The organism is Lacticaseibacillus zeae subsp. silagei, from assembly GCF_030770335.1.
GTDB classification, from domain to species: Bacteria; Bacillota; Bacilli; order Lactobacillales; family Lactobacillaceae; genus Lacticaseibacillus; species Lacticaseibacillus zeae.
In genome coordinates, this window is the sequence record NZ_CP132484.1 from 221,261 (window position 1) to 239,694 (window position 18,434).

General features: G+C 47.3%; 18 protein-coding genes. 9 read left to right on the forward strand and 9 right to left on the reverse strand.

Translation table 11 applies throughout. The annotated features are described in order from the left end of the window. The first annotated feature begins 168 nt into the window (after window positions 1-168). Both nrdD and LACZS1_RS01100 read left to right on the forward strand, forming a co-directional pair. The gene (gene nrdD, locus LACZS1_RS01095) at window positions 169-2,352 is read left to right on the forward strand and encodes an anaerobic ribonucleoside-triphosphate reductase (RefSeq protein WP_010490009.1); all 2,184 of its coding nucleotides are present in this window, start codon (window positions 169-171) and stop codon (window positions 2,350-2,352) included. Window positions 2,353-2,535: 183 nt separating this feature from the next. Then, on the forward strand, window positions 2,536-3,240 hold the full coding sequence (locus LACZS1_RS01100) for a hypothetical protein (protein ID WP_070652368.1): 705 nt from the start codon (window positions 2,536-2,538) through the stop codon (window positions 3,238-3,240). A gap of 1 nt (window position 3,241) precedes the next feature. On the opposite strand, the gene LACZS1_RS01105 is transcribed toward LACZS1_RS01100, so the two are convergent. The 4 genes from LACZS1_RS01105 to LACZS1_RS01120 form a co-directional block, all read right to left on the reverse strand. Beyond that, complete coding sequence (locus LACZS1_RS01105; protein ID WP_070652369.1) at window positions 3,242-3,850, reverse strand: helix-turn-helix transcriptional regulator; 609 nt, start codon at window positions 3,848-3,850, stop codon at window positions 3,242-3,244. A gap of 195 nt (window positions 3,851-4,045) precedes the next feature. Further along, window positions 4,046-4,330: a hypothetical protein gene (locus LACZS1_RS01110; protein ID WP_070652370.1), complete on the reverse strand. Its 285-nt coding sequence runs from the start codon at window positions 4,328-4,330 to the stop codon at window positions 4,046-4,048. 184 nt (window positions 4,331-4,514) lie between these two features. Further along, window positions 4,515-4,826 carry a HigA family addiction module antitoxin gene (locus LACZS1_RS01115; RefSeq protein ID WP_070652376.1) on the reverse strand — a complete coding sequence of 104 codons (312 nt, stop codon included), beginning with the start codon at window positions 4,824-4,826 and terminating at the stop codon, window positions 4,515-4,517. A 386-nt stretch (window positions 4,827-5,212) separates the two neighbouring features. Next, on the reverse strand, window positions 5,213-5,905 hold the full coding sequence (locus LACZS1_RS01120) for a hypothetical protein (protein ID WP_070652371.1): 693 nt from the start codon (window positions 5,903-5,905) through the stop codon (window positions 5,213-5,215). A 118-nt stretch (window positions 5,906-6,023) separates the two neighbouring features. Here LACZS1_RS01120 and LACZS1_RS01125 point away from each other — a divergent pair, with 118 nt between their 5' ends. Further along, window positions 6,024-7,826: an ABC transporter ATP-binding protein gene (locus LACZS1_RS01125; protein ID WP_070652372.1), complete on the forward strand. Its 1,803-nt coding sequence runs from the start codon at window positions 6,024-6,026 to the stop codon at window positions 7,824-7,826. Window positions 7,827-8,425: 599 nt separating this feature from the next. On the opposite strand, the gene LACZS1_RS01130 is transcribed toward LACZS1_RS01125, so the two are convergent. Together LACZS1_RS01130 and LACZS1_RS01135 are read right to left on the reverse strand one after the other, a co-directional pair. Next, the gene (locus tag LACZS1_RS01130; RefSeq protein ID WP_070652373.1) at window positions 8,426-9,406 is read right to left on the reverse strand and encodes a phosphatase PAP2 family protein; all 981 of its coding nucleotides are present in this window, start codon (window positions 9,404-9,406) and stop codon (window positions 8,426-8,428) included. 109 nt (window positions 9,407-9,515) lie between these two features. Then, window positions 9,516-10,583 (reverse strand): S66 family peptidase, encoded by a 1,068-nt coding sequence (locus tag LACZS1_RS01135; protein WP_274804390.1) that lies wholly within the window; start codon window positions 10,581-10,583, stop codon window positions 9,516-9,518. A gap of 161 nt (window positions 10,584-10,744) precedes the next feature. Between LACZS1_RS01135 and LACZS1_RS01140 the strand changes: the two genes are divergently transcribed. Continuing rightward, on the forward strand, window positions 10,745-10,996 hold the full coding sequence (locus tag LACZS1_RS01140) for an MlaD family protein (RefSeq protein WP_010489986.1): 252 nt from the start codon (window positions 10,745-10,747) through the stop codon (window positions 10,994-10,996). 155 nt (window positions 10,997-11,151) lie between these two features. On the opposite strand, the gene LACZS1_RS01145 is transcribed toward LACZS1_RS01140, so the two are convergent. After that, window positions 11,152-12,237, reverse strand: coding sequence for a D-alanine--D-alanine ligase family protein (locus LACZS1_RS01145; RefSeq protein WP_070652279.1), 1,086 nt, complete (start codon window positions 12,235-12,237; stop codon window positions 11,152-11,154). Window positions 12,238-12,431: 194 nt separating this feature from the next. Between LACZS1_RS01145 and LACZS1_RS01150 the strand changes: the two genes are divergently transcribed. Together LACZS1_RS01150 and LACZS1_RS01155 are read left to right on the forward strand one after the other, a co-directional pair. Continuing rightward, window positions 12,432-12,923: a methylated-DNA--[protein]-cysteine S-methyltransferase gene (locus tag LACZS1_RS01150; RefSeq protein WP_070652280.1), complete on the forward strand. Its 492-nt coding sequence runs from the start codon at window positions 12,432-12,434 to the stop codon at window positions 12,921-12,923. Window positions 12,924-13,034: 111 nt separating this feature from the next. Continuing rightward, window positions 13,035-14,036: a D-2-hydroxyisocaproate dehydrogenase gene (locus tag LACZS1_RS01155; protein ID WP_025013729.1), complete on the forward strand. Its 1,002-nt coding sequence runs from the start codon at window positions 13,035-13,037 to the stop codon at window positions 14,034-14,036. A 373-nt stretch (window positions 14,037-14,409) separates the two neighbouring features. On the opposite strand, the gene LACZS1_RS01160 is transcribed toward LACZS1_RS01155, so the two are convergent. Next, window positions 14,410-14,760, reverse strand: coding sequence for a YisL family protein (locus LACZS1_RS01160; protein WP_070652281.1), 351 nt, complete (start codon window positions 14,758-14,760; stop codon window positions 14,410-14,412). A 196-nt stretch (window positions 14,761-14,956) separates the two neighbouring features. Here LACZS1_RS01160 and LACZS1_RS01165 point away from each other — a divergent pair, with 196 nt between their 5' ends. Next, complete coding sequence (locus LACZS1_RS01165) at window positions 14,957-16,414, forward strand: NCS2 family permease (protein WP_070652282.1); 1,458 nt, start codon at window positions 14,957-14,959, stop codon at window positions 16,412-16,414. A 125-nt stretch (window positions 16,415-16,539) separates the two neighbouring features. Further along, window positions 16,540-16,863 carry a DsrE family protein gene (locus LACZS1_RS01170; RefSeq protein ID WP_047106597.1) on the forward strand — a complete coding sequence of 108 codons (324 nt, stop codon included), beginning with the start codon at window positions 16,540-16,542 and terminating at the stop codon, window positions 16,861-16,863. A 7-nt stretch (window positions 16,864-16,870) separates the two neighbouring features. Here the strand turns inward: LACZS1_RS01170 and LACZS1_RS01175 are convergent, their stop codons facing one another. After that, the gene (locus LACZS1_RS01175) at window positions 16,871-17,845 is read right to left on the reverse strand and encodes a ring-cleaving dioxygenase (protein ID WP_070652283.1); all 975 of its coding nucleotides are present in this window, start codon (window positions 17,843-17,845) and stop codon (window positions 16,871-16,873) included. Between the two features lie 192 nt (window positions 17,846-18,037). Here LACZS1_RS01175 and LACZS1_RS01180 point away from each other — a divergent pair, with 192 nt between their 5' ends. Further along, a complete protein-coding gene (locus LACZS1_RS01180; protein ID WP_025013734.1) occupies window positions 18,038-18,334 on the forward strand; it encodes a hypothetical protein in 297 nt (98 codons plus the stop codon). Window positions 18,335-18,434: the final 100 nt, after the last annotated feature.

Genomic DNA, 18,434 nt, shown 5'->3' on the forward strand with positions numbered 1-18,434 from the left:
TTAAAAATCGATCGCTGGCAATCAAATGATGCAAAACCACTATATCATGTATAGTGTTGTGTCATTACCCACCAAATTTAGTAGTTTAGTGCTTTCTTTTGAAGAAAAATCCTGTATACTATATATATTGATGCAAGCGGAACAAGTCAGTGTACTGGGGGATTAGCCATGATTGAATTTTATACACAAATCAAGAAACGAGACGGGCGCATCGTTGATTTTGATGCGAGCAAGATTAGCACCGCGATTACAAAGGCGGCGGAGAGCGTGGCAGAGCTGTCACCCAGTGATGTGCTGACGATTGATCACTTGACGGATACGGTGACGGCTAAAATTCGCGATCGCTATCATGATGATGTTGAAATCGCCGAGGTTCAGACGGTGGTTGAGCAGACGCTGATTGCAGCCGAGAAGTATGACTGGGCCGAGGCGTATACGCAATATCGGCTGAAGCGGGATTTAGCGCGTAAGCAGAAGCAAGATGTCAATTACAATGTGGCGAAGCTTGTCAACCGCGACAAGAGCGTGGTGAACGAGAATGCCAATAAGGATAGCCGCGTGTTCTCGACCCAGCGCGATCTCACTGCCGGTGCTGTGGCCAAGGCAGTCGGGCTGAAAATGTTGCCGCCAGCTGTGGCCAATGCCCATCTGCGTGGCGATATTCATTGGCATGACCTTGATTACACCCCGTTTATGGCAGAAACCAACTGCTGCTTAATTGATTTTGACTACATGTTGAATCATGGCTTTTGCATCGGTAACGCCGAAGTGGAGCCGGCCCACTCGATTCAGGTGGCTGTGACTCAGATGACCCAGATTATCGCGAATGTGGCTTCCAGCCAATATGGCGGCTGCTCCAGTGATCGCACGGATCAGGTGCTGGCCCCGTTTGCCGAGAAAAATTATCAGAAACATCTAAAGGAATTCGGCGATGTGATTGATGATCCGGCCCAATTGAAAGCGTTGGCTGTGAAGCAGACCAAGAAGGATATTTATGATGCCTTGCAAACGTTGGAATATCAGGTCAACACCCTTTATTCGACGCAAGGACAGACGCCTTTTGTCACCGTTGGCTTTGGATTGGGCACCAGCTGGATCGAACGGGAAATTCAAAAGGATATTCTGAAAATTCGGATTCTTGGTCTGGGTAAGGAGCGCCGTACTGCGATTTTTCCGAAGCTGGTCTTCACGTTGAAGCGCGGATTGAATCTCAACCCGGAAGATCCTAACTATGACATCAAGCAGCTGGCTATTGAATGTGCCACCAAGCGGATGTACCCAGATGTCGTGTCATACGATACCATCAAGCGGCTGACCGGCTCATTCAAAGCGCCCATGGGTTGCCGCAGCTTCTTGCAAGGCTGGACCGATCCTAAGACCGGCAAGGAAGTCAACGCCGGTCGGATGAACCTTGGGGTGATCACGGTTAATCTGCCAAGGATTGCCATGGAGTCCAAAGGCGACAAGGACAAGTTCTGGAAGATTTTTGAAGAACGGATGCGCATCTGCAAGGAAGGTCTGTTGTATAAGATTGAGCGCACCAAACAAGCGACGCCGGAAAGTGCCCCGATTCTTTACAAGTACGGCGCATTTGGCAAGCGTTTGGCTGACACAGACAGCGTCGATGACCTATTCAAAAACGGCCGCGCCACGGTATCGCTTGGTTACATCGGCTTATACGAAGTCGGCACGGTTTTCTATGGTTCAGCATGGGAAAAGAATCCCGAAGCCAAGGCGTTTTCCGTTTCGATCGTTAAGGCGTTGGACGATCATTGCAAAGCATGGGAAAAGCAGTACGGCTATCATTTTTCGGTTTACGGCACACCGAGTGAGTCGCTCACCGATACCTTCTGCCGCGACGATACCAAGAAATTCGGGATCGTCAAAGACATTACGGACAAGGAATATTACACCAACAGCTTCCATTATGATGTCCGCAAATCACCGACCCCGTTTGAGAAACTCGATTTTGAAAAGGATTATCCGCAGTACAGTGCCGGTGGCTTCATCCACTACTGTGAGTACCCAAATCTGAAGCAGAACCCGAAAGCGCTTGAGGCAGTTTGGGACTATGCCTACGACAAGATCGGTTATCTCGGCACCAACACGCCGATCGATCAATGCTTCAAGTGCGGCTTCAAGGGTGAATTCACGGCGACCGCGAAAGGTTATGAATGCCCGGAATGCGGCAACCACGACCCGGCAACCTGCGATGTGGTCAAGCGCCTCTGCGGCTACCTCGGCAATCCAAACAAGCGGCCAATGGTTCATGGCCGTCAGGAAGAAATTATCCACCGAAAGAAACATATCTCGTTTAGCTTGAATCAGGTGGCTAATCGGCGGGAAAAGTAAGATGAAATAGTACTAGTAAATTAAAACGGCGATCGCGAGAAGTTTCCTGCGATCGCCGTTTTATGTTGGCTGAAATGAGACCTGCGACTTTTTATTTTATTTGACTGCGTGTAAAATGCAAAGCAATTAATTGTTATATTGAAGCGCTATTTTGAGGAAGACAAACGAGTCGGGAGGTGCAGCATGGTTGCCAATGCATTTACCGCCAGTCAGTGGCAGTCAGCCGAGCAATGGAACAATGGCTGGCTATTTTTCGCTATCGTTGTCATTTTACTCATTGTAAATCATCTTGTAATCATTGGCGTTTATGTTCCGAATCGGTTGAAATGGAAATGGGCAGTTATTGTACCGTTTATTTTCATCTGTCTTGGGCTGGCCAGGTACAGCTGGGTTCGGACAACCAGCGCCGCGAATGTCCAGTTCAATCAGTGGGCCAAGCAGATTACGCCCCAAATACGAGTCAAAAAAGCCTCTTTTTTCCAACTTGTGCCAGTTCCTGATAGCGCCATTGAGGCATACCAAGGACTAAATGAGTATCCGGCTTTTAAAACATTGCCCATGTATGCACACCGGCAAGTCACCGCCCCTGTGACTTATTTGGGGCGGAATGCCAACAGCGTTTATTTTAAATGGCAGGGTATGATTTATCGCTACACAGGGACAACGCGCACGGGTGATCACGCTGCTTTAATCGGTTATCGTTTTTGGTTAAAAGACCGGAACTACACGCGACTGGGCTTTGTCAATCCATCTAAAACGTTCACCGCGGCTTTGATGATTCCTAAGGGGCAGGCCAAGCGCATCTATCATCCGGTCAAGCAGATTGTGGTCACGCTTGAGAGTATGGATGGCGATTGGACGACTGAGAAGGTATATCGGGGATCCTGATTTACTTGGCAGGCTGATGTTGCGGCCAAATTGGCTTTGTCAGGATCAGCATGAACAGGCTCCCGACAATAACCAAAATGATGTCAAGGCTAATACCGCGATACCAGACAATGGCCAATCCCGTGATTAAAAGTGTGAGACCAAGTAAGCTGAAGCCAATTGCAATGAGCCGGCGGGATAAAACTGACCAGTCGGCGAAGATGTCGACTGTTTTTGGGGCGATAAAATGTCCCCAAACTAAAGTGGTGCCAGTAAGTAACCACCAGATGGCTTGCGTCAGCCAGTGTGGGTAGAATCCAAAAAGCGTCGTTGTTGCCATGCCAATCAGAATGGCAACAACTGTGGTTAAGACAGCCATCACAGTTTGCCAATGATTGACCGTACTATCTTTGATCAATTTCTTCTTCAACTGTGGATTATCCAGAATAAGATGATCAAGGGAGACGTCAAATATCCGGGCAATGCGGGTGACCATCTCCAAGTCAGGCAAGTTGCGCTCGTTTTCCCAGTTGGAGACGGTGTGACGTGAGACATTAAGATCATGGGCAAGTTCGGCTTGAGTCATATGATGGGCAGTGCGGATTTGTTGAAGCTGCTTCGAAAAATTCAAATTGTTCACCTCGCTTGGTCTGATTGTGGCAGACGCCATCGGAAATCACAAGGAAGATAAGCATCCGCACAAGCTCGTCATTCGAGACAAGTAATTATTGCCCGGGAAATGCTGGTTTAAACAACACAAAAACGGCTCACAAGATTATAGATGCCACAATCTTGTGAGCCGATCAGCAGTATGACAAGGTTCTGTTTAAAGATGCGCGCCCCAGAGGTTATTGCCAAGTTGTTTGAAAGAAAAGATCTTGTCCCACAGCGCTTTCTCTGTTTCGCTAAATACGAAGTCGTCAGATAATTTAATACTTGGCGCCATGTTGAAAAATGCTTGGAGGGTAGCGTAAAAAGAGACGCCCTCACTTTTCTTTATGTCTTTCAAGGCTTGAAGAACATATTTGGCCGTTTCGGAATTGGGATGAGATACTGCCAACGCGTTATTGAGACGTTCCATTGCTTGAACTACTTCATTCTTTGATACCATGATTGCCACCATCTACTTTTCTAATGACCACGACGTTACTTTCGAAAATTTTTTCTTCTAGAGACGCCGCTATTGTAAAAGCGCTTTTACCCAACTGTCAATAATTTGCAATTTTGCCAAATTAGATAGCAACTAAGAATAGCCTAAAAGCCGCAATGCCCTAAGTAAAGAAGTTACTGAAAAACTAGTCATCAACTCTCTGATCGCGGATTTGATACTTACGAATGGCATTGTACTCATTTCTGTGATTTTCTTCAGCATTCCTGAACTCAATATCGTTTTGAATGTTGAGAAAATACCTGTCCGATACCCCGAAGAAACGCCCTAAACGAATTGAGGTGTCAGCCGTAATCTGCCGGCGATCATGTAGGATATCTTCAATACACGAAGTTGAGATGCCAAGGGACTTGGCTAGCGAGTGAGTAGACAGATCGAATGGGAGCATAAACTCTTGTTTTAAAATCTCGCTAATTTTTGGTGTTGGGATTTTTTTCATAAGAATTCGCTCTCTTTCCTTTATAAGGCTATCATGTAAGACCGGAACTCTGTCAACAAACGCTTTCATTATATTAGTGGAAAGATTCTGCTCAGAAAAGAAAGAAGGGCTATAATTCAACTTAACCATCATGGTTTTACTCAGTATTGACTTTGGTTTCTTCGGTGAGCTTATTCAGTTATTTTCGGCCTTGTAGCTGCTTCTTGTTTATTAGGGTTTATTGCGTTCATCTGGATTTCTTCAGATTTCACCTCGTTATGAGACGCTCCTGCGCCTGGTTAGCTATTCCGACTAGTATGATGTCGGGAGATCTAGTTGATGTCTAATGCCGTCGTGATCACATAGAAAAGCCATCTTGCTATGCAGATGGCAAGGTGGCTTTAAACTCATACTGTTATACCTGTTATACCATACCTGGACATAACTCCAATCCATAAGCGATCGTTCATGTACTGTTGAGAGAACCGATCTAAATCTTTATCACTGATCCTCTGTCTGTTTTTTGCAACATATCGCGTTCGCATAGAGTTGCGAACATCGTAGTGAAGCTCAACTTCTTCGTCTTCATTTAATGCGACGATAGTGAACTTGCGCCCACTTTCATCATATTCGTACACGCGACTGTCATCGGAGAATGAGAAGTACTTGTCGGTGGTCTCATCAACTGGTTCAATGATTACTATAGGAGTGCCTTGATCGTAGCATGATGTCCTATATTTCCCACCACTTACCATTGGAGCAATCTTTCCTCGATGGAATTTAAAAACAAAGCCATCATAAACTGGTTGAAAACCCTCTTCTGTCAATTCAATTTGAAAAGTGCTTTCTTCACGTAAACGGAAGATTTGGCCAAAGTTATCACGAATTTTAACACGGCCTTCATTAGTCTGAAGCAGTTCTTCGCGATTAATGATGGTTCCTGCCAATAATCCATTACCGTTGAGTGTTGCTGGTTTGCCATTGCCCTTAGGCTTGCTAACAAACGTGACCATAAAAGTCTGATTTCCGAGATCTGACATACGTGAAGTGTCCTGTAGACGTTTTGGTGCACTATTAAAGGGAGATAAAGTTTCTGGCATATGAAATTTCTCCTGACAAAAGTTGGCAGCAATTGGTATGCAAGGTATGGCATAGACGAATAATACCATGTTATAATTTATAATGTAAACTAAAAAATAACAATAAGATGGTGGTTTTATGGTTAAATCAGCAACCAACTTTCTAAACCTATATCGGAAAAGCTTAAGTGAGTTTTTCAAGGCGTCGCCCTTATATGCGACCATTCTTTTTGTTTTGGTGCCGATACAATCTGTCCTACCAGCGGCTACCATCGCGGGATCGCAATTATTGTTAACATCCTTAAACAATAACGATTCCCCTATTACTCCTGCCGCTGTTTGGAGCGTTTCTGTTATTGCACTTGGGATCGCCGGTCCTATTGTTACTTTGACGCAAGGGTTGCTGACTGACCGACTTGTAGCGCATATTAATTTAACCTTGATGGAGCATTCCAAAAAGCTAAAGGGAATCGCAACGTTCGAGACTGCCAATTATTATGACGAATTAGAGTTTATTCGCTCACAATCCGGATGGCGGCCAGTTAACTTAATTGTGTTTGGCCTTGATCTTTTGCGCGACACATTATCGGTTGTGTCTTATATTGTTTTATTAGCACAATTCAACTTTATCGTTATCCTGCTAGTTTTATTACCGATCATCCCACAAGCAATTTTCACGTATAAAATTCAACAGGATGCATTTGAAACAATGGTGGATAGGAGCCCGCAGTCGCGAAAAATGCAGTATTATGCGAAAACGTTACTTGCAAATACAGACGCTAAAGAAGTGAGAATTTTCAATGCATTTGATTTTTTTATAAAAAAATATCAGCATACGTTTACGCAAATTCACGGCCGGCTTAGTCGAGTGCGATTAAAGCAGATGCGTATTTCAGGAGCCTACGCCATTGTAAACGGTGTTGCGTTAGTCGTTTCTCTATACCTAGTGATCGTTGGCATACAAAGAGGTAGCTATCCAGTTGCATCACTGCTCACGTTTGCTGTGACGGTCGTTTCATTATCTCAAAGTCTAGGAAGTTTAGTGGAAAGTTCTAGCTTGCTGTACGATACGCTTTTGTTTATGCAGAAATACTACAAGTTTCTGAGTAGAAAAGACACGCTTGATGTACCTGGTAAAACGATCAGTTTGCCGAAGGTGCCATTTGCAGTTGCATTTAACCATGTTTCTTTTGCCTATCCAGAAACTGACAAAAAAGTTCTGCAAGACATTACTTTCGAGATTGATCCCGGTTCCACTGTGGCTGTTGTCGGCGAGAACGGGTCTGGCAAGTCAACACTCGTTAAACTGTTACTACGCTTATATGAAGTTTCTTCTGGTGAAATTATGATAAACGGGACACCTATTAATCAGTTGAACGTTGATGCATTTAGACATCAGATCAGAGTTGTCTTCCAAGACTATTCTAAATTCAATTTATCCTTGCTAGAAAGTGTGGGTATTGCTGACCTTCAAGGCTTTACTCCAGAAAATGTTAAACTGGCACTTCAGAAAGCAAGTGCCTGGGATAACTTTTCGGAACAGAAAATCAGCTTACAGTCTCATTTGGGAAAGCAATATGAAGATGGTATTGAAATTTCAGGTGGGCAATGGCAAAAGATTGCCATTGCTCGAGCATTTTTAAATGATGACCAAGCAAGCTTAGCTATTTTAGATGAACCGACGGCAGCCATTGATCCACGTAGCGAGTTTGAAATTTATCAGCACTTTGCAGAACTCAGTAAAAACAAAACAGTTATCTTCGTTACGCATCGACTTTCTTCGGTGACAATGGCCGACAAAGTACTATTCCTCAAATCAGGTGAAATTATGGGTTTTGCATCACATCAAGAGCTAATGCGAACAAATTCTGAGTATGCAGAAATGTATCGGATGCAAGCGGAAGGATATGTAAAAGGTCTAGATAAGTCTGAAAACCGCTAAACGAAACGGAGGCGAATAGTTCGAGCAAGAGGCCTTCACTTGTTTTGACGCCGATTTTTGGTATTTCACCGTATCTTTATAATCTACAGCGGCGACGACCCTTGTTTTTGTAGCCAAAGCCATGCTATACTCCAACACGGTGCCAAACCACGGTGAGTTCGTAACGATCGGCGCGTCAGCGTTCAGAAGGTCGAAGCGACTCGCCATTTTTTTTGAGCGCGAACCGGCGCGTTCAGAAGTCGGAGTGTAAGTGGCCTTGGACGTGATGGCGGTCTTTGCCATTGCGCCCAAGGTTCTTATACGTAGGCTTTTGCGCCGGTGAGCGCGTTATAGAACGCGAAAGTTAACAGTTCAATTGCCCCTAATAGGATAATCTCCATTGAATCGCTACACTTTGGCCATTTAGGCTTCAAGGTCCTTATGTGCAGGTTTCTGGACTGGTGAGCGCGTTATAGATAGCAAAAGACACCCCCCACAATTGCCCTAAATAAATGTGACCCATCTCCATCAACCACCCCAAAACAAAAACCGCAGCCAAACTACCAGCTGCGGCCAAACAAACGATTCAACTGAGCGAGACGTCGCTGATACCCCAAGTTTCAGGACGCCGGCTCAGTGTCTAACTTTTTGGACTTAGCATGTGCCGTTAATGCCTCCCAATTAACCAGCGGCAGTTGGGCAACGGCACCCAGGATTAAGATCAGTGACCAGGTGAGGATCAGACTCATGGTGACATCACCGGTGAAGTGGGCAAGAATCCGGACACGGGTGTAGGCCATGATGGCGCCGTACGCAAAGGTGAGCCAGAACACCAGGCGTTGGCGCTTAGGCTTGTCGCGGTCAACGAACCAAGTCAGCGTGAGGATCGTTGCAGCGGTTTGCGTATGACCGGATGGGAAACTCATGTGGCCGTTCGCTCCGTTTGGATGGAACCAGCTGGTAAAGTGCGCTGGGTTGCCATTTAATTCATACGGACGGAAGCGGCCCCAGAAGGTTTTCATCGCGTTTACAATCTGATCGGACATGATGCAGACTAAGGTGGCTACAAGTGCGACCTTCAATAAGTAACGCAGCTGTTCGTCGCTTTTATGCGAGAGCCAATATTGACTGCCGGCAAAAACCGCAACGTAAAGCACAATGAACAAAATGAGACTGGTGGTACCAGGCAAGGCAAGCTTGCTGCCATCGGAATTGGCCATTCCCATTGGCTTGCCGGCGTTGATGTCGTTGAGCGATGTGATCACCATCGTCATCGCATACTTCAGGTATCCGGCCCATAATTCCCAACCGGCGTAGATGACACTGCCGATAACCATCAGCGTGCGAATGTACCACGCAAGTTGCGAAGAGCGCAGCGCATAGTGACAAACGATATTGCAGCTGATCATAATAATCAGCGGTGCCGTCCACAGACCGACGTCTTGAAAGAGCGTGGCGAACGGATCGTTCATATCGCCAATAGTTTGTGAAATCTGCCAGTCAAAACCAGCCGCTGCAGCTAACAATAAAAGTAAAATACCAGCAACAATCAGAAAAATATGTTGGCGGATCGGAGCGTTTAACTTTTGCGTTTGGTCCATTTTTCTACCTCCCTTGTACTTTGAAAATAGCACAGAGTTTGCAGAAAATGGGGGGATTTACGCGACCTGTACGCAACATTTAAGTCACCGATACGAAATTTACAGAGGCTTAGGCAAAGAAGGGTTCGTTAATCGTTAATTGCCGTTGGTCGAAGTCGACGGTTGCCTGTAAGCCATACGGTAAAATGGTGCGCGGGTAGGCGTGACCGAAGTTGAGGTTGTATAGAATCGGCGTTTGATAAGAAGCCGTCACGTCTAAAAGTACTTGTTGGTACTCGGTAAAATAAGTTTCATTTTGCGGTTTGCCAACCAAAATGGCGCGTACTTGCTGCAGGACACCGTGATCATCGAGATGCCGTAGAAACTGACGATACGTCGCCGGATCGATTTTTTCCTCAGAGGTTTCAATGAAGAGAATTCTGTCTGACCAGGATTGCGGGAAAAGGTGGTACTTCTCGGCAACTTGCGGCTCATCGGAATAGCGGACAGGATATAGTAAGTCGTGAAGGCTGTCGAGACACCCACCGAGCAAGGTACCGGTGACGCGGCCATGACCGCGTAAGGTTAAGTAGCCGTGCTGCTCTGGATGGGCTTTGCGCGGCACCCCTAGCTGATCGGCGGAAAAATCGGTTCGCTCTTCGTACCATGTCGGACTGGATGTGATCTCGGTGGTCGCCGGATTTTCAAAGAAATGGTGAAAACTGGCTGCCGTGTAAGGCAATAATTGCGTATCCAGTTCGGCCAGATCGTTCAGAAAGTTCGGCCCGTAAAAGGTGGTCATCCCCAGCTGGTAGAACATGAGATGATCGATGGTTGTGTCAGAAAATCCCGTGAAAATTTTCGGGTGATTTTTGACCGCTTCAATAAATTCCGGGTCATCAAGCAGATAGGGCACGATACGGTAGGTATCATCGCCACCGATTGCGCAAATAATCCCCTTGATATCCGGATCGGTCATGGCCGTTTTTAAATCAGCGGCCCGAGCTTCAGGATGTGCTTTTAAATACGCTTGCCCGCGTAAAGCATTGGGCATAAAACGCGGGACCAACCCCATTGCTTCGAGGCGTTTGGTCCCTAGTTCCCGTTGATGCGCGGCAAAGGCTTCCCCTAGTGTCTCTGCGCTTAGACTGACAATGGCAACTTGATCATGTTGATGCAACTTCAGTGGTTTGATCATTAAACCAGCCCCTTTCGGCTAACAGTTGCCTTTATTATTCATGATGAGTCAGGCACATGCAAGCAGGCTTGATTTTCGCGATTCGTTAAAGTTGTGTTTCCACCCGGCATGCTGGTAAGATCGAAGGGTAGCTAGTGAATGCGTGAACGAGGGGATAAATCATGTATACCATTCAAACTGCCGCAACGGTTGGGGCAAGGGGCACGGTGATCACGATTGCACCGCCGATTGAACGGATTCGACCAGGTGATCCGATTCGGCTTAATGGCAAAAGGATTGGCAGAGTGCGCGCGATTGAAAAAGCCAATCATCCGCACCATGTTAACGACAAGCCGTGTACCGGATTAGTGATCACGATTCCGGTTAAACCCGGTGACACCATTGAGTTTCCGCAATCACCACGCAAGTCATAACGCCAGCAGATTGGCGGGCGGCGCGACTATTTGATGAATGTGAATAAGCGTCCACATTCATTTAAAATGAGCGCAACGCAAAAAATCGGTCTCAACTCACAAGGACTCGTCAGGCGAGTTTTTGTGGTTAAGACCGATTTTTTAATGTAGATGAGCTAGTCGGCTGACGTGGCCGTCATAATGCCGGCTTCAGTCATCCCATCTGCATACAATTTCAGCTTGCCATTAATAATGTCCATGACAAGATCGCCATATTCAACACCGTCTGCTTCGGCTTCCTGTGGCAAAAGCGATAGCGGCGTCATGCCAGGCAGGTTGTTGGCTTCGATGACCCATACGCCTTTATCGTTAGCAAAGAAATCGATGCGGCCATAGTTTTGTAAGCCTAAAACATCCATGGTTTGCAGCGATACATCCTTCATCGCCTGATGGACGTCTTCATCCAAATCCTTTGGCGGGGTGATGAAATCCGTGTAACCGGCTTGGAACTTGTGCTTGAAGTCGTACCAGCCGGAATGGACTTTAATCTCGATGGCTGAGAAGGCGCGCCCGTTGACAACGCCTAACGAGAATTCGCGACCAGGCGTGAATTCTTCAACAATCGCACTATTATCGAAGCGGAAAACGTCGGCGATGCCACTTTCCAATTCTTCCTGATTGTGGGCGATGTGCGTGCCAACACTGGAACCGCCAGACGTTGGCTTAACAACGACCGGAAAATCAAACGGCACCTTATGTTCGCCAGGTTGATTCCGTTTGAATTCCTTAAATGCAGCGGTCTGGATCCCGTGGTACAACATGATCTCCTTACTGAAGACCTTGTTCATGGTCATCCCTGAAGCCAGCGGACCGGAGCCGGTATATTTGACATTGTTCAGATCCAGCGTTGCCTGAACCTTCCCGTTCTCACCGTCCCCGCCGTGCAAGGCCAAAAAGACAATGTCTGCGGCTTTGCAGATTGCTAAAACATTCGGACCAAATAGCTGTGTGCTGCCGTCGGTCCGTAACTTGTTGATGTCAGCGTCAGTCAGGATGGCATCCGAAATCTTCAGATCCTTACTGGTGTTGGCGTCGTCAAACACCTGGTCGACCGTCTTTCCTTCGAGATCATAGCCAAGAAACAGGTCAATAAAGGTGGCCTGTTGCCCTTTTTGTCGCAAGGCGTTTGTGATCCGGTAGCCGCTTGAAATCGACACATTGCGTTCCGTGCTCCGGCCGCCTGCTAAAACGACAATTTTCATTTGATAGTACCTCCACGTATTATCCGAGTTTGATAGAAACTACAGTTTAGCACAATCCGGTCTAACCGGCGAGAACGGCGCTTGGATTTGCGGTAAAATTAACCGAAATGAAAGGGATTACTAAAATTCGAATCGACTTAAATTTGAGCAAAAGACTGCAGCAATGTTAACGAGCGTAGTCTAAGGAGGTCGCCATGCAATATTCGTGGTTAACAATGCCCCATCATCGTTACTTACTGGTAGCTGATCAGGGGAAACTTGTTTTTGTCGGGTCGCCGGATGCTGACTTGCAAGAAGCAGAGCACTATGTAGACGGGCCGTTTGAGTTTAATGACAAGGCGATGAAGCCATTTCAAAGCGTCCTGACTGCTTACCTCACAGGGAAAACACAGACAGTGACAGTTCCAGTAACTTTTCGCGGCACCGCTTTGCAGACAGCGGTTTGGCAGTACCTACTAACGATTCCTTATGGCGCGACCAGAACCTATGCGCAAGTCGCAGCAGCAGTCGGGCACGACCGCGCATTTCAGGCAGTCGGGCATGCGGTTGGCCAGAACCCGCTCATGATGGTGATCCCTTGCCATCGGATTTTGCGCAAAGACGGCGGGTTAGGCGGTTTTCGCGGCGGCTTAGCGTTAAAACGCAAGCTGCTGGCGCTGGAACAAGGGGAACGACCACTCTTTTGACCATAGCGGGAATTTCCATAATTTTTTAAAGGGCGATGCGAAAGGTTCTATTTTTATCTCAGGATCTTGTATACTGGGTTAGACAAACTAAAAACAAGGGGATAGTGAGACATGAAGATTATCGCTTACGGTGCGCGGGTGGACGAGATCCAATATTTCAAGCAGTGGGCCAAGGAAACCGGCAACACGCTTGAGTATCATACCGAGTTCTTGGATGAGAACACCGTTGAATGGGCTAAAGGATTTGACGGGATCAACTCGCTGCAAACGACGCCTTATGCAGCCGGCGTTTTTGAAAAAATGCATGAATACGGCATCAAGTTTCTGACGATCCGTAACGTCGGCACCGATAACATTGACATGGCGGCCATGAAGCAATATGGTATCCGGTTAAGTAACGTTCCGGCGTATTCACCAGCGGCCATTGCCGAGTTTGCGTTGACCGATACGTTGTACCTGTTGCGTAACATGGGCAAGGTCCAGGCACAGCTGCACGCAGGCGATTATGAAAAGGCCGGCACCTTTATCGGTAAGGAACTTGGCCAGCAAACGGTCGGCGTGATGGGCACTGGGCACATCGGTCGGGTCGCCATCAAACTCTTTAAAGGTTTTGGCGCCAAAGTTATTGCCTACGACCCATACCCGATGAAAGGCGAACATCCGGACTTCGAGTATGTCAGCTTGGAAGAACTCTTCAAACAAAGTGATATCATTGATCTTCACGTTCCCGGTATCGAGCAAAATACCCACATCATCGATGAAGCAGCGTTTGATCTGATGAAACCCGGTGCCATCGTGATCAATACGGCTCGGCCAAACCTGATTGACACGCAAGCCATGCTCAGTAACCTTAAATCCGGCAAGCTAGCCGGTGTTGGCATTGATACTTATGAATATGAAACCGAAGATCTGCTGAACCTAGCCAAGCACGGCAGCTTCGAGGATCCGTTGTGGGATGAACTGCTCGGCATGCCAAACGTTGTCCTCAGCCCACATATCGCGTATTACACGGAAACCGCGGTGCACAATATGGTTTACTTCTCGCTGCAGAATCTGGTTGACTTTTTAACCAAGGGTGAGACGAATACGGAAGTAACGGCGCCGGCGAAGTAAGGATCAGAAGGTTAGACCAGCCAAGCGAAAAGAGTGGTTAAGATCAGATTTAAGATGACGACAAAAAGGATTATTTGGATTTGCGCATTTGGCGGGTATCTTTTCGGTGAGCTTACCGGTCGCCTAGCCAAAATGGTAAATAATACCGTGTTAGCATGGAGCATCAACATCGGCTCTATTGTCGTTGCATCATCGATCGCTTACGTATTCGGTCACCACTTTGACAAAAAGAAGAAGTCTAGCTCTCAAGCATGACACATTAAAACGCGCTGCTTCCTGTATATTAAGCAGCGTGTTTTAATGTGTTAGGTTTAAATAGATTTGTCGGTGACACCGTGTCACTTATTTTTAGGTTGCATCACCAGCATTTATTTCAAACAAACGGCCGGAACTGTGCCAACACAAAGCCCGTAACGGTCACAAGTGCGAATGCAGCAAGCGCGCTCCACAGGATGGGTTTACTTAAGTGCTGTTGCTTTTTACCTGCAAAGGCAACTTCGATTAATCCGATTAAACCAATAGCCAACAAAATTTTAACGACTGTCAGCAAAGGGTTGCGAGCGAATGCGAAGCGCATCAACACGACACCGCTTACGATCGAAACCAGGTAACAAACGCGCGCGATCATCGTCCACATGACAAACTGCCGCGTGTGACTGAAAATAGCGATTCCGGCTGCGACTGCCAGAACTGCCCATGAAATAAGATGTAGCCAAAGCCACATAAAGAAAACCTCCTTTGAATCAGCAAAAGTATTAGTTACACTATACCGCTTTTTCTGAAAAAACGGATGATATTTGGGCGTTGCCAGTAAAACACGAACATTAACGGTGACTTTTTGAAAAATAAACGTATTTTCTATTGCAAGTTGATGTGTTCTTCGGTAAACTTTTCATATTCAAAGTTTAGGGGAGCGTGTCATGGAAAACTTTTTTCATTTGAATCAAAATAAAACCACGCCGATGACCGAGGTCATGGCGGGGTTGACCACATTTTTTGCAATGTCATATATTTTATTCGTTAATCCTCAAGTGCTGTCACAAACCGGGATGCCGGCGCAGGCAGTTTTCCTCGCGACGATCATCGCTAGTGCGGTTGGTACGTTGGTTATGGGGCTGTTCGCCAATGTGCCTTATGCTTTGGCACCGGGCATGGGCCTGAACGCTTTCTTCACGTACACGGTTGTCTTCGCCCTTGGGTTTAGTTGGCAGGAAGCCTTGGCGCTGGTTTTCATCTGTGGTGTGATTAACATTTTGATCACCGTCACGAAGATTCGGAAATTGATCATTGTGGCGATTCCGGAAACCATTCAACATGCGATTGGTGGCGGGATCGGGGTCTTCGTTGCGTATATCGGGATCAAAAATGCCGGGTTCCTGCAGTTCACCTCCGAAGCATCAAGCATTAACACGATTAATGGCCAGCCGCTAAAAGCCGGTGCGTTGACGCTCAAACATGGGGTTGAATCAGTTGTTTCCAACGGTGGGATTGTGCCGGCACTGGTTAACTTCACTCAGGCTGGTGCTGTGCTGGCTTTGATCGGGTTGGTCATCATGGTCATCTTGAATGTCAAAAAGGTACCTGGCGCGATTTTAATCGGGATTCTGTTGACAACGATTATCGGGATTCCAATGGGTGTCACCGATTTGCATCTCAGTGCTGCAAATTCCTTTGGTAGCACCTTCGCATCACTTCAAACAACCTTTGGCGCGGCTTTCTCGGCTAAGGGGATGGGTTCGCTGTTCACGAATCCGGATAAAATCGTGTTGTCCATCATGACGATTTTTGCTTTTAGTTTCTCGGATATTTTTGACACGCTGGGCACCTTCATCGGAACTGGCCGGCGCACTGGGATTTTCTCCGATGCCGATGAGCACGCTTTGGAAGAAGGCTCGGGCTTTTCATCGAAAATGGATCGGGCACTGTTCGCCGATTCGATTGCGACGGGTGTTGGGTCGATCTTCGGGACCAGTAACGTGACCACTTATGTTGAAAGTGCCGCTGGTATCGGTGCCGGTGGTCGAACCGGTTTGACTTCGGTTGTTGTTGCAGGGATGTTCCTGATTAGTTCGATTTTTGCGCCGTTTATCGCCATTGTGCCGACACAGGCGTTGGCACCGGCTTTGATTCTGGTCGGGATTATGATGATGAGTACCTTCAAGGAAATCGACTGGGAAGACCTTTCCCAAGCCATTCCGGCGTTCATGGCATCAATCGTCATGGGCTTTGTCTATAACATTTCATACGGCATTGCGGCTGGTTTCATCTTCTACTGCCTGATCAAGCTGATCACCGGCAAAGCCAAGGAAATTCATCCGGTTCTGGCCGTAGTCACCGTCGGCTTCATCTTGAACTTTGTCATTCTTGCAGCGTTATAAAAGCACGCACAAAACCACTGTCAGGCGGCAGTGGTTTTTGCGTGAACGCGTTCTAAGGCATGTGCTATTTTGGACGCTCGGCGAAACGCCGAATCTATGCTATGCTCATCTCGAGGTGATTAACAATGGCGCTAAAAGCAATTTTCCATTTAGATACGACCGAGCGCTGGTCCCATCTGGCTTCGAATCTAACTAATTTTCTAACAGCTGAGCCGGGTGCCGATTTGGAAGTTCTGGTGAACGGCGACGGCATTACCGTTTATTTCGATCAGGAAGTTGTCGATTTCATCGCTGCCCATCCGCAGGTGAAGTTTTTTGCCTGCCACAATTCGTTGGCGCAACGCCACTTAGATGAAAAGCAGTTGCCGGCGACTGTGGCGATTGTTCCAGTTGGTGTGATTAAGCTGGCGCAGGCGGAAACAGCCGGTTATGCGTACATTAAGCCATAAAAGTAGCCTAAAGTTTCTCCGTTGATTGTGGTTCCGTGTTGAAGGGGACCAGATTGCGTTCGATGGCGGCGCGCTGATCTTCCAGAAATGGCGGTAATTCAAGGTGAACGCCGGCTTGTTCGTAAGTTTCATCAAGTAGAAAGCCCGGGCCATCGGTAGCAATTTCAAAGAGCAGCTCGGGAATCGGGCGGAAATATTCAGACGCAAAGTAGAACCGATCGACGAAGCCGGAAGCATCCAAGCCGGCTCCGCCGATTTTTTTGATCCAGTATTGCAGGCTATCGCGATCATCTGTCCGAAACGCAAGGTGGTGAACACCGCCAAAGCCTTGGTAAGCAGCGGGGATCAAACGTTGGTAGTCAATGATCACTTGCGCACCATGGCCGCCGTGATTTAGCTCAAGTAAGGTATATTGGCCGTCTTTGGCGACTTTTTCAAAGCCAAGCAGATCGGTCATGATGCTGATAAGTTCTTCATAGTGATCGGTGGTGATGTACTCGGGACCGAGGCCGCCGATTGCAAACTCCGGCGGCACGGGTGAATGCCGCCACGGCGTACCTGCAGGGATGCCATGGTTGTGTTCATCGCTAATCAGTTGATATTGTTGGCCATCGAAATCGTGAAAAGGCAGTATTTTGGCACCGAACAATTCAGTGATCGCGTCATGACGCACGCGTTGCTCGTCAAATCGGTTGATCCAATAATTGAGGGCGTCATCGGAGGGCACGCGAAAGCTGGTGCGGGCAATTTCGTTGTTGCCATGCTGGGCTTTTTGGATGCCAGGGAAGTCGAAAAACGTGATGTCTGTCCCCGGAGTGCCCATGTCATCCGTGAAATACAGATGATAGGTACGGACATCGTCTTGATTGACGGTTTTCTTAATGAGATGGAGACCTAGAATACCACTCATAAAGTGAAAAATCCGCGGTGCGCTTGACGTAATGGCGGTTAGATGATGTAACCCGGTTAATTGATGAGACATGGCGGGCACTTCCTTTTACTTGTATTTAGTAAGTGAAAGGTACCATGCTGCCCAACAAATTGCAAGGGCTTGCGTTTTCCTTAAGTTGATTAAGCTCTTTTCAAAATGTTGTACTCGGTCGCGATCTGGCCCTAACGACATGATATGCTCACTTCATTAACGTAAATCCAGGTAAAGGAGCCCGAGGTGAACATGTTTAACTTTTTGGATAATCCGGATGAATATAAACGGTTGATGAAAATGGAAATATTGATCACGGTCGTTGCCGTGGCTGCCAGTGTCGTGCTCTTCAACTTTGGCGTGCTGACTGGGGCCTTGTTTGCGACCATCGCTGCTGCATTCTTCTTGATGGACGCCATCGTCGAAGGTCTGCGACTGTTGGGAGCATCGCGCGGATTCAGCCGCTTCATCGGCACGGCTGTCGCGATCCCCGCATTGGCAGGCTACTTGATGGTGATGATCGCCCGCTTCCCAATTGGCATAGCGTAACGGGCGTGAAGGTATCAGCGGCATAACAGCTGACCAAGCACAAGACCACTCAAAAAGCGATCTCCGCCATGGGGGATCGCTTTTTGAGTGCCTCTGGATT